23 protein-coding genes are annotated in these 25,129 nt (G+C 42.0%); 11 read left to right on the top strand and 12 right to left on the bottom strand.

The genetic code is table 11. The features are described from left to right. Positions 1-55: 55 nt before the first annotated feature. Together IT970_RS01135 and IT970_RS01130 are read right to left on the bottom strand one after the other, a co-directional pair. Entirely contained in the window at positions 56-2,308 is a 2,253-nt protein-coding gene (locus tag IT970_RS01135) for a nitric-oxide reductase large subunit (RefSeq protein ID WP_196857545.1), read from the bottom strand. 2 nt (positions 2,309-2,310) lie between these two features. Further along, entirely contained in the window at positions 2,311-2,973 is a 663-nt protein-coding gene (locus tag IT970_RS01130; protein WP_036974150.1) for a DUF542 domain-containing protein, read from the bottom strand. 106 nt (positions 2,974-3,079) lie between these two features. Between IT970_RS01130 and IT970_RS01125 the strand changes: the two genes are divergently transcribed. Then, the gene (locus tag IT970_RS01125) at positions 3,080-3,520 is read left to right on the top strand and encodes an RrF2 family transcriptional regulator (RefSeq protein ID WP_036974153.1); all 441 of its coding nucleotides are present in this window, start codon (positions 3,080-3,082) and stop codon (positions 3,518-3,520) included. A gap of 69 nt (positions 3,521-3,589) precedes the next feature. Here the strand turns inward: IT970_RS01125 and IT970_RS01120 are convergent, their stop codons facing one another. Both IT970_RS01120 and typA read right to left on the bottom strand, forming a co-directional pair. Continuing rightward, entirely contained in the window at positions 3,590-4,009 is a 420-nt protein-coding gene (locus IT970_RS01120) for a BLUF domain-containing protein (RefSeq protein WP_065978929.1), read from the bottom strand. A 342-nt stretch (positions 4,010-4,351) separates the two neighbouring features. Further along, positions 4,352-6,175: a translational GTPase TypA gene (typA, locus tag IT970_RS01115; RefSeq protein ID WP_036974157.1), complete on the bottom strand. Its 1,824-nt coding sequence runs from the start codon at positions 6,173-6,175 to the stop codon at positions 4,352-4,354. Between the two features lie 506 nt (positions 6,176-6,681). Between typA and glnA the strand changes: the two genes are divergently transcribed. From glnA to IT970_RS01090, 5 genes are all read left to right on the top strand, one after another. Continuing rightward, positions 6,682-8,088 carry a glutamate--ammonia ligase gene (gene glnA, locus IT970_RS01110; protein ID WP_036974159.1) on the top strand — a complete coding sequence of 469 codons (1,407 nt, stop codon included), beginning with the start codon at positions 6,682-6,684 and terminating at the stop codon, positions 8,086-8,088. A 123-nt stretch (positions 8,089-8,211) separates the two neighbouring features. Further along, positions 8,212-8,733 (top strand): DUF4124 domain-containing protein, encoded by a 522-nt coding sequence (locus IT970_RS01105; RefSeq protein WP_374027190.1) that lies wholly within the window; start codon positions 8,212-8,214, stop codon positions 8,731-8,733. A 78-nt stretch (positions 8,734-8,811) separates the two neighbouring features. Next, positions 8,812-9,882: a nitrogen regulation protein NR(II) gene (gene glnL, locus IT970_RS01100; protein WP_036974163.1), complete on the top strand. Its 1,071-nt coding sequence runs from the start codon at positions 8,812-8,814 to the stop codon at positions 9,880-9,882. A gap of 20 nt (positions 9,883-9,902) precedes the next feature. After that, positions 9,903-11,288 (top strand): nitrogen regulation protein NR(I), encoded by a 1,386-nt coding sequence (gene ntrC / locus IT970_RS01095; protein ID WP_036974166.1) that lies wholly within the window; start codon positions 9,903-9,905, stop codon positions 11,286-11,288. Between the two features lie 25 nt (positions 11,289-11,313). Beyond that, entirely contained in the window at positions 11,314-11,772 is a 459-nt protein-coding gene (locus IT970_RS01090; protein ID WP_036974168.1) for a cyclic nucleotide-binding domain-containing protein, read from the top strand. Here the strand turns inward: IT970_RS01090 and IT970_RS01085 are convergent. The 3 genes from IT970_RS01085 to IT970_RS01075 all read right to left on the bottom strand — a co-directional run bounded on the left by IT970_RS01085 (position 11,761) and on the right by IT970_RS01075 (position 13,645). Beyond that, positions 11,761-12,570 (bottom strand): arylamine N-acetyltransferase family protein, encoded by an 810-nt coding sequence (locus IT970_RS01085; protein WP_074989651.1) that lies wholly within the window; start codon positions 12,568-12,570, stop codon positions 11,761-11,763. The genes IT970_RS01090 and IT970_RS01085 overlap by 12 nt on opposite strands. A gap of 67 nt (positions 12,571-12,637) precedes the next feature. Beyond that, entirely contained in the window at positions 12,638-13,300 is a 663-nt protein-coding gene (locus tag IT970_RS01080; protein WP_036974172.1) for a hypothetical protein, read from the bottom strand. Positions 13,301-13,357: 57 nt separating this feature from the next. Further along, positions 13,358-13,645, bottom strand: a complete 288-nt coding sequence (locus tag IT970_RS01075) for a hypothetical protein (protein WP_065978927.1) — start codon at positions 13,643-13,645, stop codon at positions 13,358-13,360. 236 nt (positions 13,646-13,881) lie between these two features. On the opposite strand from IT970_RS01075, the gene IT970_RS01070 reads away from it, so the two are divergent. The 5 genes from IT970_RS01070 to IT970_RS01050 all read left to right on the top strand — a co-directional run bounded on the left by IT970_RS01070 (position 13,882) and on the right by IT970_RS01050 (position 19,110). Next, entirely contained in the window at positions 13,882-14,262 is a 381-nt protein-coding gene (locus tag IT970_RS01070) for an RNA-binding S4 domain-containing protein (protein ID WP_036974175.1), read from the top strand. Positions 14,263-14,325: 63 nt separating this feature from the next. Then, a complete protein-coding gene (locus IT970_RS01065) occupies positions 14,326-14,745 on the top strand; it encodes a hypothetical protein (protein WP_196857544.1) in 420 nt (139 codons plus the stop codon). 208 nt (positions 14,746-14,953) lie between these two features. Then, a complete protein-coding gene (gene acnA / locus IT970_RS01060; RefSeq protein WP_036974180.1) occupies positions 14,954-17,704 on the top strand; it encodes an aconitate hydratase AcnA in 2,751 nt (916 codons plus the stop codon). A gap of 188 nt (positions 17,705-17,892) precedes the next feature. Next, positions 17,893-18,780 carry a DUF4097 family beta strand repeat-containing protein gene (locus IT970_RS01055; RefSeq protein ID WP_196857543.1) on the top strand — a complete coding sequence of 296 codons (888 nt, stop codon included), beginning with the start codon at positions 17,893-17,895 and terminating at the stop codon, positions 18,778-18,780. A gap of 84 nt (positions 18,781-18,864) precedes the next feature. Next, on the top strand, positions 18,865-19,110 hold the full coding sequence (locus IT970_RS01050; protein WP_036974184.1) for a hypothetical protein: 246 nt from the start codon (positions 18,865-18,867) through the stop codon (positions 19,108-19,110). Here IT970_RS01050 and IT970_RS01045 read toward each other — a convergent pair. From IT970_RS01045 to IT970_RS01025, 5 genes are all read right to left on the bottom strand, one after another. Further along, a complete protein-coding gene (locus tag IT970_RS01045) occupies positions 19,107-19,622 on the bottom strand; it encodes a DUF4124 domain-containing protein (protein ID WP_182396001.1) in 516 nt (171 codons plus the stop codon). The two genes, IT970_RS01050 and IT970_RS01045, sit on opposite strands and share 4 nt — an antisense overlap. A gap of 15 nt (positions 19,623-19,637) precedes the next feature. Beyond that, positions 19,638-20,360, bottom strand: a complete 723-nt coding sequence (locus IT970_RS01040) for a substrate-binding periplasmic protein (RefSeq protein WP_196857542.1) — start codon at positions 20,358-20,360, stop codon at positions 19,638-19,640. Between the two features lie 100 nt (positions 20,361-20,460). Then, positions 20,461-21,201 (bottom strand): phosphoadenylyl-sulfate reductase, encoded by a 741-nt coding sequence (locus IT970_RS01035; RefSeq protein WP_036974190.1) that lies wholly within the window; start codon positions 21,199-21,201, stop codon positions 20,461-20,463. 38 nt (positions 21,202-21,239) lie between these two features. Further along, on the bottom strand, positions 21,240-22,937 hold the full coding sequence (gene cysI, locus IT970_RS01030; RefSeq protein ID WP_196857541.1) for an assimilatory sulfite reductase (NADPH) hemoprotein subunit: 1,698 nt from the start codon (positions 22,935-22,937) through the stop codon (positions 21,240-21,242). Between the two features lie 48 nt (positions 22,938-22,985). Next, the gene (locus tag IT970_RS01025) at positions 22,986-24,800 is read right to left on the bottom strand and encodes an assimilatory sulfite reductase (NADPH) flavoprotein subunit (RefSeq protein WP_036974194.1); all 1,815 of its coding nucleotides are present in this window, start codon (positions 24,798-24,800) and stop codon (positions 22,986-22,988) included. Positions 24,801-25,129: the final 329 nt, after the last annotated feature.

Raw genomic sequence — 25,129 nt, 5'->3', positions numbered from 1 at the left:
TGAGTTATTACCTCACCCTCATTTTATTTATTACAGTGAGTGTGTCTCTTGCGCTTCAAGCACTTTGGTTGCAGGTTTGCTTTGCAAAGACCCCTTTAACGACTTGCCAACTAACGGCAAATGCGCCAACAATAAACACCATATCACCAACCGTTCTTACCCATCTTAGTATCACCAAGGTGTCACTTTGTAGTAGCGCTTCAGAGCGTGCATACCACAACCCTTTAGAAGCACTTGCAAAGAACTGAATGATTCCAATAGGTAATAAACTGGTAAATAGCATTAACGCTAAACCGATATTCATCCACCAAAAAGCAGTTTTCATTAAAGTGTCATCAAATTGAAGATGAGGACGAATATAACGCAGTACTAACAAGGTAAAGCCAAGAGCTAAAAAGCCATACACACCAAATAATGCGGCATGAGCATGGGTAGCCGTCGTATTAAGACCTTGTACATAATAAAGTGAAATAGGCGGATTAATTGAGAACCCTAATACGCCGGCCCCTAACATATTCCAAAATGCGACAGCGACAAAAAACATTAATGGCCACTTTATTTTTAGCATCCATGGAGTACGGTTTTTTAATTTATAATGCTCCCACGCTTCATGACCAAGCACAATTAACGGCACTACTTCCAGCGCACTAAAGGTTGCTCCCACTGCCATTACAGGGGTCGTTGTACCAGAGAAATATAAGTGATGGAATGTGCCTGGCACACCGCCTAATAAAAACAACGATGCAGACGCCAATGACGCAATTGTTGCCGAACGTTTAGAGACTAAACCCATATTATAGAAAATAAAAGCCAGCGCAGCGGTTGCAAAAACCTCAAAGAAACCTTCTACCCATAGGTGCACAATCCACCAACGCCAGTATTCCATTACCGAAATATGCGTTCGTTCGCCATAGAAAAACCCAGCAGCGTAAAACAGCCCGATTGCCACCACTGAAGCCGTAAATAATGCCAGTAGGTTTTTATCTCCTTCTTGTTTAAATACCGGAACAATTGCACGTAACATTAGCAGCAGCCAAAATGCGACGCCTGTAAATTTACCAATCTGCCAAAGTCGGCCTAAATCAACAAACTCGTACCCTTGATGTCCCAGCCAAAAGCTTAACTCGGGAGGCATAATTTGCGCGATGGCTAAAAAGTTGCCTATAAATGACCCAACCACGACGATAATTAGCGCCCAGAAAAGAATATCAACACCTATTTTTTGAAACTTAGGATCTTTACCGCCGTTAATAATCGGCGCTAAAAATAAACCTGCAGCTAAAAACCCTGTCGCAATCCAAAATAATGCCGATTGAATATGCCATGTTCTTACTAGGCTATAAGGAAACCATTCTGAGGTATTGATGCCATAAAATCCCTGCCCTTCAACAGTATAGTGCGCAGTAAATCCACCCAATAAAACCTGGAACGTAAAGAGAGCAACAATTAAAAATAAATACTTACCTAATGCTTTTTGAGAAGGCGTTAAATTAAAGCTCGCTATTGGATCGTCTTTTGGAGCCTCAGGGGGAGCCTCGTCTTTATGTAAAAATGACCATGCCCAAATCAATCCACCGACACCTGCAATTAGTATCACAACACTAACAATTGACCAGACAATGTTTTCAGCGGTCGGTTTATTATCAATCAGTGGCTCATGCGGCCAGTTATTAGTGTAGGTTGCATCCCCATCAGGGCGCTCTGTCGATGCGGACCATGCCGTCCAAAAAAAGAACTCAGTTAGACGCTGACGACGCTCAGGATCAGGAAGTGTCACCTCTTTCATTGCATAGTTTTTACGTGTTTGCTGTAATGCCTCTGCCCCTCCAAACAAATCGTTGTAGTACTGCGCTGTTTGCTTAATTGCCGCTATCCGACGCGTCGATAAAGTAACCGTGTCAGATTGTTTATCATACGTATTAGTGCGGTACTCTCTCTTTACTTCCCACAGCAATGGTTGCTTTTGCTGCTCAGTTAACTCATCAAAAAGCACACCATATTGCGCTTGTGCAGCAATATCTAACCAATTAATAATCTCACGGTGAAGCCAATCAGCAGTCCAGTCAGGCGCTTGATAAGCACCATGCCCCCAAATTGAGCCTAGTTGCATTCCCCCTACTGATTGCCATGCAGTTTGACCATCTAAAATCGCCTCTTTACCTGTGTACAGCTCCCCCGATGTGGTGACATATTTTGCAGCTATAGGAGGGGCAACTCGGTATACCTCTTTACCAAAGTAACCCAAAATAGCAAATGTAACAGCAAGAACAGCAAACAAGGTCCACCATAACTTTTTGTATTCTCTCATTTCTATCGTCCCTCAACCCGTGCGAACAAAATAGCGTTCTCAATATGAATATGCATATTCAAATCGCTAATAAATGCCTGCAACCCTAAATACAAAGCCGTCCATGTATTACATGCTCCCGCATGCAAAGTGACATCATTTGTTAATTGGTAGATTTTCTCTATTTCTGCGATATGGGCTTCATGATCCGCCATCATTACGCTAATTGGTCCACTGACCATGGCAGGGATTGTATCGGCTTGCAGCATTGGAAAGAGGATAAGCTCTTCTTTTTGCATATGATCTTCTAACTCTACATACATATTCTTCAAATGATTCGCTAAACCATTAGGACAATTAGGCTTATCAAAATGCACCTCTTCAACACGCTCACTTAAACGTATCAACTCTTCAAGCTGTACTCGGTGAACACGGTGATAGCGAGTCAGAATATGCTCAACCAATTCCTTATTACTCAGGTTGTGGTAATCAATAGCGGTTTGCCTGCTTAGCAAAACCTCTATGTCTGAAATGATTTCTTCGCGATCAATATTTCGTTTTTCGATAACGTCTGACAACACCAGATGCCCCTGACAACAAAAGTTTATTCGGTGCGCAAAAAAGAGTGCTGTTGCACCGGGAATTTCTGTCGCAATTTTACTGATAGGCCAATTTAAGTAATTCATATAACACCCCTATTTAAACATGCATTTGAAATGAATCTTTAAGAAGTTTACACGCGTTTATTAAAGATGTAAAATAGATGCATATTTAAAATTTTAGAGTCTCACTATGAATGTCACTCGTTTTACAGATTATTCACTGCGTGTTTTGATTTTTACTGCCTTACATAATGGTGAGCTTGTGACCATTAAAGAGATCGCTGAAAAATACGAAATCTCAAAAAATCACCTCATGAAAGTAGTGCAAGAGCTAAGTAATAGAGGCTATTTAATTGCGACGAGAGGAAAGAATGGCGGTATCCGCTTAAGCAAAGATCCCACCGAGATTAACATTGGTGAGTTAGTGCGCTTACAAGAGCAAGGGTCTACGTTGGTGGAATGCTTTGGTAATGACAATCAATGTGTTATCACCCCCGCCTGTCAACTTAAACAAATATTTGCACAAGCAATGGAGGCTTTTTTCCTTCATTTAGATAACTATACACTCGCAGATCTGATCACCCCAAAACACGCAAATCAGCTCTCTCAACTGCTAAAAATAGAAAACTAAACTCACATTTTGGCGCACTCAAAGGTGTAGGTATTCCTGGAGTGTCATGGCAGTGACACTCCATTTGGGTTATTGGTTTACTAATGTATCCCTCAGTGCCATCATGAGTTTATGTGCACTGCCTCCTGACATTGCTAACGGATCGAATTCGCTGGTGCCTGAGTATTTTAAATTAAGCGGTGTGGTTATTTTTGAATACGGAATATAACCCATTGACCAGTTTTCGAACTCCCTTTCGTAAATTTCGCAGTAATTCAGCATAATAATATTTCGATGCCGATTATCATTTAAGATCTTATGGTAGGTTGCATTTACCGCCTGTCGAGATCCCTCTAGGCACTGTAAAAAGTGCGAACTATTAAAACACAGCAACCCTGTTACATTCGACGCATGATTATTTTTCTGTGCTTTTTCAATGATATCCTCAATATCACTCGGCCCAAATCCTTCACAAACTTCACTCGTATAAATAAGCCTGACTAAATACATCCTGATCTCCTTCAAGGTAGATTTAAAAAGATAGTACAGATAGAGGCTTTAGCAAAAAAGTAGCAACTTGCTGTTAGAGGTTAGAGGTTAGAGGTTAGAGGTTAGAGGTTAGAGGTTAGAGGTTAGAGGTTAGAGGTTAGAGGTTAGTAGACAAGTAATTAATTTATCAATAGAAATAAAATACGCCACCCCTTAGTAACAACAAAAACTAGTAACAACAAGAACGAACATTTGTGAGTGTGATCTTACGGCTGACAGCAAAAAACGAGTCTCCTTAAACAAAAAAGCCGCCGTATTTTGCAATACGACGGCGTGTTATTTTGCGTGAGCTAAAAGCGTAAATTAGCCTTTAGAAGCACGGCTCGCACGTTTACGATCACTTTCAGTTAAGTGACGCTTACGAATACGAATATTTTCAGGTGTTACTTCTACTAACTCGTCATCATCGATAAACTCAAGCGCTTGCTCAAGTGTGTAATTCAATGGTGGTGTTAATGTTTGCGCTTCATCAGTACCTGATGCACGAACGTTCGTTAGCTGCTTACCTTTAAGTGCGTTTACTGTTAGGTCGTTATCACGGCTATGAATACCGATAACCATACCTTCGTAAACTTCTACACCGTGACCGATGAATAGCTTACCGCGCTCTTGAAGGTTGAATAATGCGTTAGTTAACGCTTTACCTGTTGCGTTAGCGATCATTACACCATTTTTACGTAGACCGATGTTACCGCCTTTATGAGGACCGTAATGATCAAACGTGTGGTACATAAGACCTGAACCTGATGTAAGCGTCATGAAATCAGTTTGGAAACCGATTAAACCACGGCTCGGCATCATAAAGTCCATACGCATACGGCCTTTACCATCTGGCGCCATGTCAGTTAGTTCACCTTTACGCAGACCAATTTGTTCCATGATAGAACCTTGGTGCTCTTCTTGACAGTCAATCGTTACTGTTTCGTACGGTTCTTCTAATACACCATCTACAGTGCGTAAGATTACTTCTGGACGAGAAACAGCAAGCTCGTAGCCTTCACGACGCATGTTTTCGATTAAGATACCTAAGTGAAGTTCACCACGGCCTGATACACGGAAGCTATCTGGGTTGTCAGTTTCTTCAACACGTAATGCAACGTTGTGAACAAGCTCAGCTTGTAAACGCTCAAGGATATTACGTGATGTTACGAACTTACCTTCTTTACCCGCAAATGGCGACGTGTTTACAGAGAACGTCATTGTTACTGTCGGCTCATCAACTGATAGCGGAGGTAACGCTTCAACGTTAGAAGGCGCACACACTGTATCAGAGATTTTTAATTCGCCGATACCTGTCACAGTTACGATATTACCCGCATAACCACGGTCTGTATCAATACGCTCAAGACCTAAGTAGCTTTGAACCGCACCAATTTTACCATTACGTTTTGTGCCATCAGCACTGATAATAGTTACTTGTTGGTTAGGCGCTACAGAACCACGCTTGATTCGGCCGATACCGATTACACCTACGTATGAGTTGTAATCAAGTTGAGAAATCTGCATTTGGAAGTCACCTTCAGGATCTGCATCCGGTGGTGATACTTCGTCAACGATCATCTTGAACATAGGTTCCATGTTGTCAGATGGTTCGTCTAAATCTAATGTTGCCCAGCCGTTGATAGCTGATGCGTAGATAACTTTAAAGTCTAACTGTTCGTCAGTTGCACCAAGGTTATCGAATAAATCAAAGATTTGATCCATAACCCAATCAGGGCGTGCACCCGGCTTATCAATTTTATTGATAACAACGATTGGCTTCAAACCTTGCGCGAACGCTTTTTGCGTTACGAAGCGCGTTTGTGGCATTGGACCTTCTTGAGCATCAACAAGTAACAATACTGAGTCAGCCATCGAAAGTACGCGTTCAACTTCACCACCGAAGTCGGCGTGTCCTGGGGTGTCTACGATATTGATGTGGTAATCATTCCAAGAGATGGCTGTGTTTTTAGCCAAAATGGTAATACCACGTTCTTTCTCAATGTCGTTTGAGTCCATCACGCGCTCTTCATTACCGCCGCGTGTTTCTAATGTGCCTGATTGCTCAAGCAGTTTATCAACCAAAGTTGTTTTACCGTGGTCAACGTGGGCGATAATCGCTATATTTCTTAACTTTTCGATGCTCATATTTTTTCTCAGAGAAATTGAATCTCATTGATCCTGCAAGATCTACGCACTCACCTGCATTTTCAACAGATGTCTAAGCATAGGATTTAAAAGGGCGCATATTATCCCTTAATAATGGCATGGATGAAAGTTTATCCAATACAATTTTATAAACTTTCTTCAGGCTTTTTATAAGTATCTGTTTTATAAATGACAATTTTATTAATTTTATCTTTAATCGAACATCAAAACTGGTAAAAAATCACCTTTTTAGCAATATTTTGGCACTAATGCACATTTCGTTTATGCTATCTAGGGTGGCTAATCGTTGTGCAAATACAACCAATAAGCATAACGCACCACAATGAACATTTTACGCACCAAAATAGTGCAAAAATAATTAACAAAATGCGCTTTATTTTATTTTTATAAGCCTAAACAAGGCGTTAAAAATTTGGCATGAAACCAGCTTACATAGAACAAAAGCAATAATGCAGCAAAAATAAAACCCAACAATTGGAGGACACATGTCACAATCGGTTTTAGATTTTATCAAAGAAAATGACGTTAAGTTCATTGATTTACGCTTTACTGATACCAAAGGTAAAGAACAGCATGTTTCTATTCCTCATCATCAAGTTGATGAAGACTTCTTTGAAGACGGCAAAATGTTTGACGGTTCTTCAATTGCTGGTTGGAAAGGTATCAACGAATCAGACATGGTATTAATGCCTGTTCCTGAGTCTGCAAAAATGGACCCATTTTCTGAAGAAGCAACTTTAATCGTACGTTGTGACGTTGTTGAGCCTTCAACACTTCAAGGTTACGAGCGTGACCCTCGCTCTGTTGCTAAACGTGCAGAAGAGTACATGCGTTCAACTGGTATCGCAGACACAGTATTATTTGGCCCAGAGCCAGAGTTCTTCCTATTTGATGACGTTAAATACAAATCAGACATGTCTGGTTCTATGTATAAAATCGACGACATCGAAGCGGCTTGGAACTCAGATAAAGATTACGAAGGTGGCAACAAAGGTCATCGTCCAGGTGTTAAAGGTGGTTACTTCCCATGTTCACCAATCGACTCATCTCACGACTGGCGTTCAGCAACGTGTTTAGTTCTTGAAGAGCTAGGCCAAGTTGTTGAAGCACACCACCACGAAGTAGCAACTGCGGGTCAAAACGAAATCGCAACACGCTTCAATACAATGGTATTAAAAGCTGACGAAATCCAAGAGATGAAATATGTTATCCATAACATGGCTCACCTTTATGGTAAAACAGCGACATTCATGCCTAAGCCGCTTGTAGGTGATAACGGTTCTGGTATGCACTGTCACCAATCTTTAGGTAAAGATGGCGTGAACATCTTCGCTGGTGACAAATACGCAGGTCTTTCTGAAGAAGCGCTTTACTACATCGGTGGTATCATCAAGCACGCTAAAGCAATCAACGCATTCGCTAACGCGTCAACTAACTCGTACAAACGTCTTGTACCAGGTTTCGAAGCGCCAGTAATGCTTGCATACTCTGCACGTAACCGCTCTGCTTCAATCCGTATCCCTGTAGTACCATCTGCAAAAGGACGTCGTATCGAAGTACGCTTCCCTGATCCAACAGCAAACCCATACTTAGCATTCTCTGCAATGCTTATGGCTGGCCTTGACGGTATTCAAAACAAGATCCACCCTGGCGATGCAATGGATAAAGACTTATACGATCTACCTGCTGAAGAAGCAGCTGAGATCCCACAAGTTGCCTCTTCACTAAGCGAAGCACTTGCTGCTTTAGATGCTGACCGTGAGTTCTTAAAAGCAGGTGGTGTATTCACTGACGACCTAATTGATGCATACATCTCACTTAAGAACAAAGAAGTTGAAAAACTTAACATGACAACTCACCCAGTTGAGTTCGAAATGTACTACAGCGTTTAATACGTCGTAGACAGTAAATAATTAATGTGTGTTCTCAAGCCCGCTTTGGCGGGCTTTTTTAATGGTAATTAGGCGTGTTCTCCTCTACAGTTTTAATTACATAAAAAAATGCAGGGTCGCAGGGTGAAAAGAACAACTTTATTGGTATTTTTGTTACTATCAGTAAGCTTTTTTAGTTATGGAACAACAAAAAAAGTGTATTCGTGGAAAGATAAAAATGGTGTTCTGGTATTTTCTGATACGCCACGCCCCGGTGCTACCGAAGTAAAGCTTAATACCCCTAACTTGACCATGCCTGCTACCGACACCAGTATTCTTGATAACACAGCCAGTGCAACACCCGTAAACTTTAAAATCGCTATTTCCTCACCTGAAGACAAAGCAACAGTCAGAGAAAACTCCGGTTCTGTTTATGTTACAACCCGTGTCATTCCTCGCTTTGCAACGGGTTTTAAAGTACAACTTTTTGTAAATGGTGCCCCCCATGGCGAACCAAGTAATAGTTCTACTTTTGCACTACGAGGCGTAAATCGAGGCGAGCACACATTACAAGCCAAACTATTTAATGCGAACAATAAACTCGTTTCGGTCAGTCCAGTTAGCACATTCTACATGCACAGAGCGTCTGTTTTTGGTGGGAATTAATTTTTTCAAACGCGCCTCGCAATGCAAAAGGATTATGCTAAGCTGCACTTAATCGTAACGCACTAAAATGGTGCAACCATGCTCAGTGATACACAATTTAACTCAGAATTGCTCGACAGCATTTGGAAAAATTTAAGTACAGCGGTTATTTTACTTAACCGTGATTTTAAACTTGTTTATGCCAATGATAGTGCCAGTGAGCTACTTGGTTTAGGGCCAAAGCGCATTCTCAACCAACCGTTTGATAACCTGTTTAACTACCACTCTATCGATCTTAAACGCATTGCTCAGTATTCACTCTTTGATGGTGTTGATTGCCACCAGCATAGAGCTGACGTGGTGTTCATCGATTCTCGCCATGCCAAACTCACAATTAGTACACGCCGAATTACCAATAAAGATGACAATTATATCTTGTTTGAATGCCGCCAGATGGACGATGAAATTCGCCACGATCAGGCCTCAAATCAAATGCATCAGTATCAAGCTGCACGTAATTTAATTCGTGGTTTAGCCCACGAAATAAAAAATCCTTTGGGGGGTATACGCGGAGCGGCGCAATTATTGCAGTATGAGGTTGATCAGCAAGAACGAGATCAATGTGCAGAACTCATTATTGAACAAGCAGACCGCTTACGTGAATTAGTCGACCGTTTACTTGGCCCGAATCAACTGCCACATAAGTCGTATGGCAATATTCACCAAGCGCTTGAGTCTGTCGTTAAATTAAGCATGCTTGATAACAATGCAAATATCACGTTAGTGAAAGACTATGACCCGAGCATACCCAGCGTATATATCGATCAGAGTAAAATTCAACAAGTGGTATTAAACATTATTCGTAATGCACAACAGGCGCTCGTTGATGGGGGAGAAATTAGAATAAAAACCCGTATCAACCATCAACATAGACGCCCTGGTAAAGCACCGAAAAAAACCTTGCTGATCCAAATTTCGGATAACGGTCCAGGCATAGACAAGAGTTTAAAAGAAACCTTGTTTTACCCGATGATTACCAATAAAGAAAATGGGTCGGGTCTTGGCTTATCAATCGCGCAAACGTTGGTTGACCAACATGATGGACACATAGAGTGTGACAGTTGGCCAGGCCATACAGAATTTAATATCTATTTGCCTTTTACGGATTAATGGTTTTTTTTGGAGTAGTCATGAAAACAGTGTGGTTAGTTGATGATGATGCCTCAATACGCTTTGTATTAGAAAAAGCGCTGGCACGAGCAGGATTTGAAACTCAAAGCTATGCCAATGCGCAAGAAGTGCTGAATGCTTTAAAGTTTAGCCAGCCTACCGTGCTGGTGTCTGATGTGCGTATGCCAGGTATGGATGGTATGGCGTTACTAGAAACAATCGCTGAGCAAAACCCTGGGTTACCTGTCATTATCATGACTGCCCACTCGGATTTAGATTCGGCGGTTAATGCGTTTCAAAAAGGGGCGTTTGAATACCTCGCAAAACCGTTTGATTTAGAAGAAGCCGTTTCTTTAGTTGAAAGTGCTTGCCGTGCAAACTCCACAAAGAAAACCAGACGCAAACAAGCGCCGCAAACCAATGCCCATATCATTGGTGAAGCCCCTGCTATGCAGGAAGTGTTTCGTGCAATAGGTAAATTATCTGCATCAAGCATGAGTGTTTTAATCAATGGCGAATCAGGCACTGGTAAAGAGCTTGTCGCCAGTGCGTTGCATAACCATAGCCCACGAAAAGAAAACCAGTTTATTGCTCTTAATATGGCTGCCATCCCTAAAGAACTGGTTGAGTCAGAATTATTCGGCCATGAAAAAGGCGCGTTTACAGGGGCCGACAGTATTCGTAAAGGCCGCTTTGAACAAGCGAATGGCGGCACGCTATTTTTAGATGAAATTGGTGACATGCCACTGGATGTACAAACCCGTTTATTACGTGTTTTAGCCGATGGTGAGTTTTACCGTGTTGGCGGGCATCAAAGTATTAAAGTAGATGTTCGTATTATTGCCGCCACCCACCAGAACTTAGAAGACTTGGTAAAACAAGGTAAGTTTCGTGACGACCTATTCCACCGCTTAAATGTGGTGCGTCTTCGCTTACCAGCTCTTCGTGAACGTACAGAGGATATTGAACGTTTAGCACAACACTTTCTCCATAAAAGCGCCAAAGAGCTGCAAGTCGAAAGCAAAATTTTAAGCCCAAAAGCGACCGAGCAATTGCGATTATTTAACTGGCCGGGTAACGTGCGTCAGCTCGAGAATACCTGTCGTTGGTTAACCGTAATGGCACCTGGAGAGCTTATCAGTGAGCAAGATTTACCACCGGAAATTATCGCGGCAGAACCTGTAGAGCAAGAAGGTGATTGGCTTGAAGCTTTCCAACAATGGTTAAACCTCGAGCTTAAACAAGGGAAAGAAAATATTTGGCCCGCGATTCAAGCTCAACTGGAAACTCGTTTAATTAAAACCGCACTGGCAAATTGTGCAGGCCACAAACAAGAGGCTGCGGTTAAAATTGGTTGGGGGCGCAATACATTGACCCGCAAGTTAAAAGAGCGCAATATTAGCTAATTTTGCGTTATAAACGATGTAAGTAATGAAGTTAATCGAACATATTCCGCTTATTAAGCAGATGGAAATTATTAACCGATTGGCGTTCTTTCGGGAGTTTACCCTGAGTGAACGACAGGTGTTATTAGAATCTTTCAGCCATTTGTATTTAGTACAACAAGGTCGAGCTGTATTTAAACAGTTTGATAATGACAAGCGACTCTATATTGTTTTGAGTGGTTCATTAATCATCTTTAAGCAAAGCCATTTGCTTGAGCTCGGCACCATTGAACCGGGTGAGTTTATTGGTGAAGGCGCATTTATCAATAATCGCGAGCGCAGTACTAGCGCCCGCGCTAAAGTGGATACTATTTTACTGGCAATCACACCGGAAGCCCTCACCCGTTTGCCTAACGTGATACGCGAAAAAATTAAAGACCGCATCATCGAAGGCATGAGTGAGCGTATTATTAAACTGAGTAACTTCCTCGAATCACGCGGCTAATACATAGCGCTCCATTAACCATGTAGACGTTGCTTTGCTTACATTTAAAAGAAATGTGTCTGTAAGTAATGTATGTAATTGCTCACGTGATTGAATAACCTGTTGCGTATGAACTGCTGATGTTTCGTGCCAATAATGCAGTAGATTATTTCGAATAAGCCAGCGTTCACCCTTTTCAATACGAGATACAACAAGGTTGTTAACAAATGCAGCGTCTGGATGGTGATGACTATAGAAATGAGCGATTTCGCAATCACTCTCATAGAATTGAGCCAGTTCAACGCGGTATAAATGCTGAGCATTTGGTAAAACTTGCCTCACATCAATTAGCCTGTCACGTCGGCTAATTTCATATAAGTTCACACCTTCACTGACTCGTGACGACTGATCAATTGGCAATGCGATTACCGGTGTACTTACCCCAAAGCCAACATCGAGCAAATAGTGTTTACCCTCGAGTGTCAATTTTGTTAATCGGTGCGAGCGAGGGTTTTCTTCACGGCCGTTAAGCATCACCCGCGCTATGAGTATTTCAACATCAAAACCGAGTGCGACCAACGCAAGAAAGAAGATCTTGTTATGTTCAAAGCAATAACCTCCTTCTTGTAAATTAATTAAACGTGAAAACACTTTATCGTCATCAAGGCTCAGTGATTTAGCCTGTAATGCATTGACACTGCTGAAACTATAGCGAGCTAAATGCGCCGCTTGTAAACGCTCAATCAATGCAAGATTTCTGTCTTCATTAATGTAATCAATAGCCAAAGAATTTAGATAATGTTTAATGTAGTTTTGCATGGCATGTCCTTATAAGTAATGATGACAGCCATGCTAAAACCTCAAGTTTAGTTGAGGTAAAGATTTTTTAGTCCATATAGACTATTTGCAACGAGCAATTTAACCAACTAGGCTGATTAACCCTAATAGTATATCGATAGGTATCTGTTGGCTTTTCACCAAAAGGTGTACTTACATAGGGTGTTGAATGGCTGTAGGTCTGTGAATAGTTTTTATAATAAATAACCAGATAACCGTACAGATAATCCCACTTAAGTGATACTGGGGTCCCGCCAGGAAGCACAAACTCGGCGTGCTTCTCGGTAAATGTCACCATCAGTCCATTAAACTTATCCTCATCGCAGTGTGTTGTGAAAACACGATTAGGCAGAGAAATTTCATCCTCCTCACTCGGTGCTTTTAAGTAAAAGCCAATATTGCCATGATTGTAAAAGTGATTTGCGGCGGTGGTGTATTTGATCTCAGGCTGATAACCCAGTCGCTGCATGATGCCAGCTAAGATCTCAGTCTGTTCAGTCAAAATTTTATCTTCGGATAACATCAAAGTCGCGTCGCCAAACTCTCGCGGCACACTCAGTTGCGTGTATTTATAAGGTAAACGCTGAGCACTTAAGGCTAAATCGAGCTGAGCTTGCTGCTGTGCGTCTAAGTTTTCTGTATAAACATAAACAGTTGGCTGTTGGCAACCAACTAACAATAGCAGCACACACCAAATATACATCCTGTTCATACTATTCCCTCCAATAGATTACAAGTGTAGTCTATTGGAGGAAAACTGATTAATCAACTAATTTAAATGGTGACTTAGCCATTTATCAACACTGCGTCGAGTGTAAAGAATATCTTTAAATAAGCGGTGAACCTGATACTCAAGTAACTCTTCTTTACTCTCCTCTCCATAGGCAAGCTGGCTGTGGTTATCATTAAAACGCGAAATTAATGCAAAGCCTTGTTCTGATTTATCAGGCTGCGCTTTCATTGTTTGGGTTAATAATGCACGCACATCATCTGCTGCAAGTAACGATGTATCGTCTAACCCCATTAGTTCTTTTTTCAGTACTGACCTAACGCCCATGACTACTTCTCCTGAACGAATAATAAATAAAACGACGTTGCATTTAGCAAGTAGCGCACCATATCGAGACGCGCGCAGTGTACTTATGAAATACTGCAGTTTTCTTACGACTCTGCAAAATACGTCATTATTTTTTGTGCTCATTTTTTAAGTATGTGAAGCGCTTAAAAATTTAACCTTGGTTCAATCCAGTGCTAGGCTTTATAATGGCTGCGATTAAATTATGAGAGACCAACATGAACGAAGATTTCATCGAAATTGAGCTTGAAGAAGAGCCAATAGAGTTATGTAACTTACTTAAAGTGCTCGATTTAGTTGAGACAGGTGGCCAAGCAAAGACCTTAATCGGTGAAGGTTATGTTGGAGTTAACTATGAAATTTGTACAATAAAACGGAAAAAATTATACAGTGGCGACGTACTTTCGTTTGATGGTGAGCAATTTCAATTAACCTTAAGTGAGGATGCAATACCGAACCCTCGCCCAGAAAAACAACCTGAGCAACAACGACAGAACGCCCCGCAAGAGAGCAGCGCATCAACAGCCAAAAAACGTAAGCGCACTAAAAAGCCTAAAGTAGACGAAAAAACAGGTCGTCGCCCTATTTCTTTTGGTTAGCCTTGCTTAGTTAATATTTATCCCCTTTAATTGTGCTTAATAATAACAATATAAAGGTGATTTATGACTTCTCCCGCTTGGCTCAAACCACTTGCTTGGGCCGCATTAGTTTGGAATCTACTCGGGGTAATTGCCCTTATTATGCAGCTACTCATTACCCCAGAGATGATTGACCAATTACCACTCGATCAACAAGCCGCATACCGTGATATCCCGCTGTGGTCAACGCTTGCCTTTGCGATAGCGGTGTTTTCAGCCTGCTTAGCAAGCATTTTATTGCTTGCTAAAAAAGCCCTCGCGAGAGAGTTGTTTCTTATTTCGTTTGTCGCTGTGTTAGTCCAGCAGTATTACAACTTTATCGTAATCGATAGCCTCGCCCTCTTTGGTTTTAGTGCTTTGGCAATGCCATTTTGCGTGATTGTAATTGGCTTATTATTGTTGCTTGTTAGCCATCACGGAAAACAGCAGCATTGGCTAACTTAACGTCAGTCTATGTTATGACCTGCTGTCTAATTACTGCTCTTTTATTGCTCTCTCCCCTTGAAATAAGTTGCATCGGCATCAACTATAATTAGATAGCATATTTTTTCATCAGCACGGTGAATTTTAATAGCTGGTATTAAGTTTGCAGATATCTCGTAAAGGAAACATAAAAAGCGAGCATTGCTTGCGTAAACCACAGGGGCAAATAATGAATAACAGTTTTGATACCCAAAAACAGCTTACGATTAATGGTGAGCAATATCATATCCACTCTTTACAAGGTCTTGGTGACAAAGCCAAACGCCTGCCTTTCTCATTAAAAATATTGTTAGAAAATCTATTACGCAACGAAGATGGCGTAAACATTAAAAAGCAAGATATAGACGCACTTCTAAACTGGGATCCACAAGCAAAACCCTCCGCCGAAGTTGCCTTTACGCCTGCGCGCGTGGTGATGCAAGACTTTACAGGTGTCCCTGCGATTGTTGATTTAGCCGCAATGCGCGACGCCATGGAAAAACTTGGCGGAGACCCCGCTAAAATTAATCCACTGTCACCTGCGGAACTCGTAATAGACCACTCTGTACAAGTTGATGGTTATGGAGAAGATGGCTCGTTCGACTTAAACGCCAAGCTCGAATATGAACGAAATAAAGAACGTTACGAATTTTTACGTTGGGGACAAACAGCCTTTGATAACCTTAAAGTGGTGCCACCCGCAACCGGTATCGTACACCAAGTTAATTTAGAGTATTTGGCCCGTGTGGTGTTTAACGATCAAAAAAATGGTCAATCCCTCGCTTATCCAGATACCCTAGTCGGCACAGATTCGCATACCACAATGATTAACGGCTTAGGCGTACTTGGTTGGGGTGTCGGTGGCATAGAAGCCGAAGCGGCCATGCTTGGTCAGCCCATTAGCTTGCTAATTCCACAAGTGGTTGGTTTTAAGCTCAATGGTCGCTTGCCCGAAGGCACAACCGCCACAGATTTAGTGCTCACAGTAACCGAAATACTGCGTAAACATGGTGTCGTGGGTAAATTTGTTGAGTTTTATGGGGATGGCCTTGCTGACTTACCACTTGCAGACCGCGCTACCATCGCAAACATGGCACCTGAGTATGGTGCTACATGTGGTATTTTCCCGATTGATGATGAAACGATTAATTACCTGCGTTTAACAAATCGCGATGAAAAACAGCTGAAGCTAATCGAAGACTACGCCAAACACCAAGGACTGTGGCGAAACCCAGGCGACGAAGCACATTACACCGACACATTAGAGCTGTCTTTAGATGATGTAGTGCCTAGTCTTGCTGGTCCCAAACGTCCGCAAGACCGTATTGCCCTTGATAAAGCAGGCGAGGTGATTGGGGAACACTTAAAAGCTTTCCAAAATGAGCGCATGCAACAGCGTGATAAAAGTGATACTCAAGAAGCACGTATCGAAGATGAAGGTCCGACAACAAATCCGGATGATCCTGTTAACGAAGCGCAATATATGGGCGCAGCCAAAGTTAACTTTAAAGGTGAAGAGTTTGAGTTAAAAGACGGTGCGTGTGTCATTGCAGCAATAACAAGCTGTACAAACACGTCAAATCCGAGCGTTATTCTGGCGGCGGGTTTAGTTGCTAAAAAAGCCAAACAGCTAGGGTTGAAAGTAAAACCGTGGGTTAAAACATCACTCGCGCCAGGCTCTCAAGTGGTCACTGATTACTTGAAAAAAGCGAATTTAATGGATGATTTAGACGCGCTTGGGTTTAACCTTGTGGGCTATGGCTGTACCACGTGCATTGGTAATTCAGGCCCGCTCGCTGATGAAATAAGTGAAGCAATTCAAAAGCACAAACTTGTTGTAAGCTCTATTTTATCGGGCAATCGAAACTTTGAAGGCCGTATCCACCAAGATGTAAAAATGAACTTTTTAGCATCACCTCCGCTTGTTGTGGCCTACGCTATCGCGGGACGCACCGACATTGATGTATACAATGAACCCTTGGCACAAGACCCCAATGGTAACGACATTTATCTAAAGAACATTTGGCCAAGTGTGAGTGAGGTGAGTGAGTTAGTGCGTGATACCGTCACCAAAGAGATGTTTGCATCGAGCTACGGTAATGTTTATCAAGGTGATGATCGCTGGCAAAAAATCCAAATCCCTGAAGGTAAGCTTTATGACTGGGATGACGCATCAACCTACATTAAAAAAGCGCCATTCTTTGATGGCATGGAAATAGAACCGCCCGGTATCCCCACGATCAGTGGAGCACGTTGTTTAGCAAAACTTGGAGACTCAGTCACCACCGACCATATATCACCTGCGGGGGCGATTAAAGCCGATGCTCCTGCTGGCTTGTACTTACAAGAACATGGTGTAGAAAAAGCACAATTTAACTCGTATGGCTCTCGTCGAGGCAATCATGAAGTCATGATGCGCGGCACCTTCGCCAATGTACGATTAAGAAACTTACTTGCTGCTGGCACTGAAGGGGGTGTCACACGCATACAACCAACAGATGAACTTGCCAGCATTTTTGATGCGGCCATGCAGTATCAACAAGACGGTACCCCATTGATTATTTTGGCTGGTGCAGAGTATGGGACCGGTTCATCACGTGACTGGGCAGCAAAAGGCTCTTTATTACTGGGTGTAAAAGCAGTCATAGCGCAAAGCTATGAGCGTATTCACCGCTCTAACCTGATTGGTATGGGCGTATTACCGCTTCAATTTAAAGAGGGTGAAAGTTATGAATCGCTTGGTTTGACTGGTCAAGAATCCTTTGATTTTGAAGGCTTATACGACAAAACCAATGAAGTCAGCGTAATTGCAACCAACAGCGAAGGTAAGCAAGTTAGCTTTAGTGTTGATGTGCGAATTGATACACCCAAAGAGTGGGATTACTACAAACACGGCGGCATTTTACAGTATGTACTTCGTAATATGCTGGCTGAGCAGTAATCACTTTTAAGTTAACTAAGGGGCTGAGATTTCAGCCCCTTTTTTGTTTAAAACACCAATAAATTGCAGTTTAGACCAGCACACTTAGTTACAAAAAATGAAAAGCACATAAAAATCAGCATGTTAAACTTGGATCATAATTTGCAAAATGCTAACCAGATAAAAATCACAATAATTTTGGAATCCATATGACTATTGCATCATTCAAACGCGCGATGTGCGCAACTGCCATCTCATCGAGCTTATTATTAACCGGCTGTGTTATTCATGTATCTGCGGAGCAGTTTGCTGAACAAAAACAACAAGACTTACGCGTTTCGGCTGCAAATGTAAGCCAGTTAAAAATCGATGCCGAAGCAGGCTCACTGATCATCAAAGGCGATAGCAATGCCACAGCTATCACAGTGAATGCCAATATCTATGCGGCTAAAGGCGATGAAACCTATACGCTAACACTTGAAAAACACGGCGACACAGTTGAGCTTATCAGTAAGCTCAATAATGGTAGCGTGTCGTTTTACAGTGGCTCATCACCTCATATCGATTTAATCGTATCTGTGCCAGCACAGCTTAAACTTGATATTGATGATGATTCAGGTGATATCGTCATACGTGCTATGCAAAACGATATCAATATTGATGATGACTCAGGATCCATTGTGATTGAAGGAGGTCGCAATATTCGTCTTGATGATGACTCTGGCGACATTCACATTAGTAATGTAAGCGGCAATATCAACATAGAAGACGATTCTGGCTCAATTATAATAGACCAAGGCCAAGGCCGTATTGATATTGAAGATGACTCTGGAGATATTCGCATCGAGAATAGCCAAGGCCCAGCACGTATCATTGATGAATCAGGTAGTATTAGCGTTAAAACATTAGGTGGTGCGCTCACTATCGAAGACGGCTCTGGTGATATAGATGTAAGACACATAAAAGGGCTCGTTACCATCACCGATGGCTCTGGTAGTATTTATGTCAATGATACCCTTGGACTCGCTATCATTGAGGCTGGTTCTGGCGACTTAAGCATTGACAATATTAACGGCCCAGTAAAGCTTAATAAGTAACCAATCATTACTTGATTTAAAACAAACCGTCTAAGTCAGATAGCACCTACACTTTAATTACGACTTTAAATGTTGGTGCTTAAAATGACCGAAAAAAATATTATAAGAACCCTTAAGGTGTTTATTATATTAGGTATTTGCTTAATTATTTTAGGCCACTCGCTGTTAGCAAGTAACTATTTAGATGAAAGCCTAGGTGTTCACGGCATTATGATCAGTGCGGCTTGTATCGCGGTAGGCGTATTATTTTCATTACCGACAAAGATTTATTTAACCATTCTTTTAATGAAGCTTGAAAGCGAATTAACCACAAAAAACACGCACGTTTAGAGTTCTAATTGCTTATTACGTTGCTCAATTTGCTGCTTTACTTGCTCAGCATCTTGTATGAGTTGTTGTATTTTTTTAGGGTCGTATAAATTCGAATCTGCAGCTGATTTAACCTGTGTATCAGTTAACTTGCTTTCGGGGTCTGCTTGAAAACTCTCTGCGGGTAGCACCGTGATTTCTCGCGAGTCTAACGTCACCAACGTACTCGCATATTGTGGGTGAGGAGTATCTGCAAAATGCCACTGTCCCTGTTCATCTTGCCATTTATAAACCACAACAGCTGCATGATCATTATCAGGCTCGCTAAATTGCTTTAAAAGCTGCTCGGCTTTAACACCCCACGACTCAACATTTTGTGACGCGCTTTGAGTGACATCATGACTTACTTGTTGTGAATAACGTTGCAATATGCTGAGCGATAAGTAAGGCTGACCATCGGGCTTTTTTATATAAAATAGCAGCACAATACTGGTCAGTAATAGCATTACTGCAAGATAGCAAAATCGCTTCATGATCCAATTTATCCGTTATTGGTAGTTATTCATTATCTTAGTAAACTCTCCTGATGATTTGAGATTTTTCAGAAAGTCATTAAATTGTTTGCTGGTCTCTTTACCACGTTCATCAAACGCAAACTGTAACTGTAATGGCGCTTTGCCTACAGAGTAATCACTCACAGTGAACTTTTTAAAATCATTATTGCGAGCAACATACCACGTTAAGGCATCCCGAGAAATCACTGCGACGCGTTGGTTATGCTCCCAATCCATTAAGGCAAGTAGCATTTCAAATTCTGAGTAAAAATTCTCTCTGTGCATATCACCCGATTGAAATAAGTGTTCAAACTGGGGATAGGTGTAGCCATAACGCGCCATAAGCACATACCCGGCAAGCTGTTCAATCATAGGAATATGGCAGCCACTTGGCATGACCAATACATCTTCTACCATCGCGAGCGCATCACTCCAATAGTATTGATTCTGTCCAACATACCACTCTACAGACTCGATTCGACCATCAAGTAACCCTTCATCAAGCATTTTTTGTGAACGTTTCTCTGGCACATAAAAGTAATCAATACTCACTCCATATTGTTTTGCAAAACGGTTCAGTAAATCGCTCACAATGCCCTCTTCTTTACCGGCCATAAAATGATAAGGAGGATAATCGCTATCAGGCAATCCTATACGAAGCGTATCGGCTAAACACAATGAACTAAACAACAAGAATAATATAACTAAACGGCTCATGATTTTCTCTCACTCGATTGAGCCATGGACTATACATTTTTGGTATAAAAAAAGCGCAACTGATGTCGCGCTTTATGAATTTTCTGATAGGAAATTAGGACTAAATACCGTCACCATCAATGTGTAAACCACACTCACGGTTTAACCCAAAGAAACGAGTCTCTTCTTCAGTCATACCGGGTTCGAGTTTACGTGTTGTATGCACATCACCCATTGACACATAGCCTTGCTCCCAAAGCGGATGGTACGGCAAATCATGTTTCGTTAGGTACTGATAGATATCGCGATTATTCCACTCTATCAGTGGATATACTTTCACTGTACCACGGCTAATTTCAACTATTTGTTTATCAGCACGCGACGATGATTGGTCTCGACGAAGGCCACTGAACCATGTACCCGCATTAAGCTCATTCAATGCGCGGGTCATTGGCTCAACTTTATTAAGCTGATTGTACTGCTTAATTCCCGCCTCTCCTTGCTCCCAAAGCTTACCAAACTTCGCTTCCTGCCACGCAGGGCTGAGCTCAGACTTGTACACTTTAAGATTCAGCGATAACCGTTCTGTCATGTGTTCAATAAACTGATATGTCTCTGGGAACAAATAACCAGTATCAGTCAGTACCACAGGAATATCTGGCTGCTGCGATGTCACAAGGTGTAGCATCACAGCGGCTTGTATACCAAAGCTAGACGATAAAAAGTGTGTACTTGGTAAGTTTTCAAGTGCCCACGCAACACGCTCCTCAGCGCTTTTTTCAGCAAGAAGACCGTTAATATCAGCCAGCATGGCTGTTTGGTCTTCTTTGCTCATCGTTAAGATGTTTTTAAATTCACTCATGGTTAATTCCAAACCTTAAAGCGGTATCGCTTTTAAAATTATGCGTGAAAATCGGTTACTGAAACTTTGACTTCAGCAACAATGCCTTTGCGAATAACAAAATCACCAAAACATTCACCGTCATTACGCTCACTCGCCCATTGGCCTATGAGCTTATCGAATGCATCTAGGTAGACATCTTCGCCAACATTTTCTAAATACAATTTAGGAATACGCGTGCCTTCACGGTTACCACCTAAGTACACGTTGTATTTACCCGGGCCTTTACCAACAAGCCCTGCTTCTGCCAACATCGCGCGGCCACAGCCATTCGGGCAACCCACAACACGCATAATAATGTTGTCATCACCCATACCGTGTTTCGCTAAGAGCGCTTCTGTTTTCTCAATTAAGCTTGGTAAGTAACGCTCAGCTTCTGCCATCGCTAACGGACACGTTGGTAATGCCACACACGCCATTGAGTTTTTACGTTGCTCAGTATGGCTGTCATCAATTAAACCATGATTACGAGCAATCTCTTCGATAACGGCTTTTTGATCAGCGGGTACGCCAGCAATGATCAGGTTTTGGTTTGCCGTCATACGGAAATCACCTTGGTGAATTTCAGCAATTTTACGACATCCCGTTTTAAGTGGTTTACCTGGGTAATCTAAAATACGGCCACTTTGAATAAACAGCGTTAAATGGTGCTTACCATCAATGCCTTCAACCCAACCGATACGGTCACCACGATGCGTAAACTCGTACGGACGACTGTCTTCGAATTTAACACCAGCACGCTTTTCAACTTCCGCTTTAAATACATCCGAACCAACACGGTCTAATGTGTATTTGGTTTTTGCATTTTTACGGTTTGAACGGTTACCCCAATCACGTTGCACAGACACCACGTGCTCAGCAATTTTCAATGTGTGTTCAAGTGGAATAAAACCAAAGTCATCTGCTTTACGTGGATACGTAGCTGTATCACCGTGAGTCATCGCAAGACCCCCCCCCACTAACACGTTAAAGCCAACTAATTTGCCGTTTTCTGCAATTGCCACAAAGTTTAAATCATTGGCGTGTACATCCACTTCGTTATTCGGTGGAATCGTTACCGTCGTTTTAAACTTACGTGGTAAGTACGTTGAGCCTAAAATGGGCTCTTCGGTGGTTTCGCTCTTTTCGCCATCTAACCAAATCTCAGCATAAGCCTTGGTTTTTGGTAATAAATGCTCAGAAATCTTCGCGGCCCACTCGTACGCTTCTTGATGAAGCTCTGACTCAACTGGGTTCGTCGTACACAGTACGTTTCGGTTCACATCGCCCGCGGTCGCAATTGAGTCAATGCCCACGCTATCAAGCATTTGGTGCATGCCTTTAATATTGGGCTTAAGCACACCATGAAACTGAAACGTTTGGCGTGTTGTTAGACGAATACTGCCGTAGCTGGTTTTCTCGTCGGCGAATTTATCAATCGCTAACCATTGTTCAGGCTTGATGATACCGCCTGGCATACGCGCACGTAACATAACATTGTGTAACGGCTCTAGCTTTTGTTTAGCACGTTCAGCGCGAATATCGCGGTCATCTTGCTGGTACATGCCGTGGAAACGGATCAACTGGAAGTTATCAGCGGTAAAACCACCGGTGATCTCGTCTTTTAAATCTTGTGCAATGGTGCCACGTAAAAAGTTACTTTCTCTTTTCAAACGCTCGTTATCAGAAAGCTTTACGTTTTTGTCTTGTTCGCTCATGGTATTTCCTAAATTTGTTACGGTGACGGCTGTTAGCTTTAAACGTGATTAATACACGTCTTTCTGATAGCGATTGGCGCTACGTAAATCTTTTAAGTATTGCTCAGCTTGCTCATCATCTTTGCCGCTGTTTTCTTTGATGATGTCAACCAGTGCGTGGTGCACATCTTTCGCCATACGATTAGCATCACCACAAATATAGATGTGTGCTCCGGCTTCTAACCACGCAAACACCTCTTTGCTGTTTTTACGTAGTTTGTCTTGAACATAAACTTTTTCCGCTTGGTCACGGCTAAATGCCACATCCACTTTAGTGAGTAAGCCTGACTTTAAGTAGCCTTGAATTTCTACTTGATACAAGAAGTCTTGCGTAAAGTGTGGGTTACCAAAGAATAGCCAGTTTTTACCACTTGCTTCACGGGCGTCTCGTTCTTGTAAAAACGCACGGAATGGCGCAATACCGGTACCCGGTCCCACCATAATAATGGGCGTTTCGTCGCTTACTGGTAAGCGGAAGTTGTCGTTATGCTCACTGAATACTTTTACCTTACAGCCTTCTTCAGCTCGACGCGCTAAATAACCAGAACAGCCCCCTAAGTGCTCGCTGCCAAATGCGTCAAACTCAACCAGACCAACCGTTAAGTGCACTTCTTCTTCAACTTCGGCTTGGCTCGATGCAATCGAATATAAACGCGCTTGTAGTTTGCGTAAGCAATCTACTAACGTTTGTGCGTCAAGCTTTGCTGGGTTTTGACGAATAATATCGAAGATTTGGCGAGGCTCAATGTACTCACGCATAGCCGCTTTATCTTCAACAAGCTTTAATAATTCAGGGTTACCCGTTGCTGTTGCGTATTTTTCAACAAAGCCAGGGTAAGACTGCGTTAATTCTAACTTTTCAATCAGTGCATCACGTACGCTTAGCGTTTCGTCGCCTAGTTTAACCGTGCTCGATGCATCGATTTGTGTAAGCGCAAGTACTTCATCAACAAGCGCTTCGTCATTTAAGAAGTACACACCCAACGAATCACCCGGTGTATAGGTAATATCAGAACCTTCTAGAGAAATCTCAACATGACGTACATCTTTCGTTGAATCACGGCCTGTGATCTTTTGTACCACACTAAGCTCAGCGGCAAACGGGTTTTGTTTGGTGTATTGACTTGCTGCTGGTGCTGCTGCACCAAATGGCATTGCCACCACTTGACCACCGCTTGTTTGTTGCTGTGCTTTTAGGTCGGGTTCAAATGCATCAAGCGCACCGTCTATCCATTTTGCAGCTTCGTCATCGTAATCAACGTCTAAGTCTGCGCGTTGGAAAATAGTTTCTGCACCTAGCTTATTGAAGCGCTCTTCAAAATCTTTTGCTGTTTGGCAGAAGAATTCGTAGCTTGAATCACCTAAACCAATTACTGCTACCTTTACACCATCTAATTTAGGTGCTTTTTTGGTGGTTAAGAATTCATGTAAGCTTTCTGCATCTTCAGGTGGCTCACCTTCACCGTATGTTGATACCACAACAGTGATAAATTTTTCTTTTTTCAGGGCTGTAGGCTTGTAGTCAGCCATATTGACTAGTTTTACTGCTAATCCACGTGATTCAGCTTGCTCTTTTAATTTGCTTGCAACACCTTTGGCGTTGCCTGTTTGTGAGCCGTATAAAATAGTGAGTGGTGCAGCATCGCCTGCAGCAGGAGCCGCAGCAACGCCCCCTGTTAATGCACCCGCATTAGCACTTGCAGCTAAGTAACCACTTACCCACGCTTGCTGAATTGGATTAAGTTCAGCCACTAAGCCTTGCAGCTTTTGTACTTGCTCTTGCGATAGCGGGCTCGCCGCTGCATTTAGTTGACTCAACAACATGAATTTATTCCTCGTAACCCTGAAAGTTAACTGCGAAACCCCTTGCTACTGGCATTTCACTAACAATTTTTTCGACTTTAAAAGAGCTCAAACGATGCTTTTTAAAAGTTTATCTGAGCGTGAAGAATAACGAGGTCTCGCGCGATTAAAAAAGAATAGAATCTGCTTTGATATTCCATTTAGTTATTAATTTTCATATTTACTATAAAAAACAGATTAAATGCTTACTTAGTCGAATAAATACTTTGCCAATTAACATTATTGCAACATACCGTGTTTAGCCTATACTCGCTGTGTTCATTTTAAGAACAGACAATATAACAATGAAA

The organism is Pseudoalteromonas sp. A41-2 (genome assembly GCF_015767615.1).
Taxonomy (GTDB): Bacteria; Pseudomonadota; Gammaproteobacteria; order Enterobacterales; family Alteromonadaceae; genus Pseudoalteromonas; species Pseudoalteromonas lipolytica.
Note: the sequence above shows the minus strand (reverse complement) of the source record. Positions and strands in the feature narration are given on the sequence as shown.

Coding starts and splice junctions, on each gene's coding strand:
- glnA (WP_036974159.1), top strand. CDS start 6,682: ATGTCACAATCGGTTTTAGATTTTATCAAAGAAAATGACGTTAAGTTC.
- IT970_RS01130 (WP_036974150.1), bottom strand. CDS start 2,973: ATGAATTACTTAAATTGGCCTATCAGTAAAATTGCGACAGAAATTCCC.
- IT970_RS01125 (WP_036974153.1), top strand. CDS start 3,080: ATGAATGTCACTCGTTTTACAGATTATTCACTGCGTGTTTTGATTTTT.
- IT970_RS01035 (WP_036974190.1), bottom strand. CDS start 21,201: ATGAGTGAATTTAAAAACATCTTAACGATGAGCAAAGAAGACCAAACA.
- ntrC (WP_036974166.1), top strand. CDS start 9,903: ATGAAAACAGTGTGGTTAGTTGATGATGATGCCTCAATACGCTTTGTA.
- IT970_RS01070 (WP_036974175.1), top strand. CDS start 13,882: ATGAACGAAGATTTCATCGAAATTGAGCTTGAAGAAGAGCCAATAGAG.
- IT970_RS01045 (WP_182396001.1), bottom strand. CDS start 19,622: ATGAAGCGATTTTGCTATCTTGCAGTAATGCTATTACTGACCAGTATT.
- IT970_RS01080 (WP_036974172.1), bottom strand. CDS start 13,300: ATGAACAGGATGTATATTTGGTGTGTGCTGCTATTGTTAGTTGGTTGC.
- IT970_RS01050 (WP_036974184.1), top strand. CDS start 18,865: ATGACCGAAAAAAATATTATAAGAACCCTTAAGGTGTTTATTATATTA.
- glnL (WP_036974163.1), top strand. CDS start 8,812: ATGCTCAGTGATACACAATTTAACTCAGAATTGCTCGACAGCATTTGG.
- cysI (WP_196857541.1), bottom strand. CDS start 22,937: ATGAGCGAACAAGACAAAAACGTAAAGCTTTCTGATAACGAGCGTTTG.
- IT970_RS01065 (WP_196857544.1), top strand. CDS start 14,326: ATGACTTCTCCCGCTTGGCTCAAACCACTTGCTTGGGCCGCATTAGTT.
- IT970_RS01085 (WP_074989651.1), bottom strand. CDS start 12,570: ATGCAAAACTACATTAAACATTATCTAAATTCTTTGGCTATTGATTAC.
- IT970_RS01055 (WP_196857543.1), top strand. CDS start 17,893: ATGACTATTGCATCATTCAAACGCGCGATGTGCGCAACTGCCATCTCA.
- IT970_RS01120 (WP_065978929.1), bottom strand. CDS start 4,009: ATGTATTTAGTCAGGCTTATTTATACGAGTGAAGTTTGTGAAGGATTT.
- acnA (WP_036974180.1), top strand. CDS start 14,954: ATGAATAACAGTTTTGATACCCAAAAACAGCTTACGATTAATGGTGAG.
- IT970_RS01025 (WP_036974194.1), bottom strand. CDS start 24,800: ATGTTGTTGAGTCAACTAAATGCAGCGGCGAGCCCGCTATCGCAAGAG.
- IT970_RS01135 (WP_196857545.1), bottom strand. CDS start 2,308: ATGAGAGAATACAAAAAGTTATGGTGGACCTTGTTTGCTGTTCTTGCT.
- typA (WP_036974157.1), bottom strand. CDS start 6,175: ATGAGCATCGAAAAGTTAAGAAATATAGCGATTATCGCCCACGTTGAC.
- IT970_RS01075 (WP_065978927.1), bottom strand. CDS start 13,645: ATGGGCGTTAGGTCAGTACTGAAAAAAGAACTAATGGGGTTAGACGAT.
- IT970_RS01090 (WP_036974168.1), top strand. CDS start 11,314: ATGAAGTTAATCGAACATATTCCGCTTATTAAGCAGATGGAAATTATT.
- IT970_RS01040 (WP_196857542.1), bottom strand. CDS start 20,360: ATGAGCCGTTTAGTTATATTATTCTTGTTGTTTAGTTCATTGTGTTTA.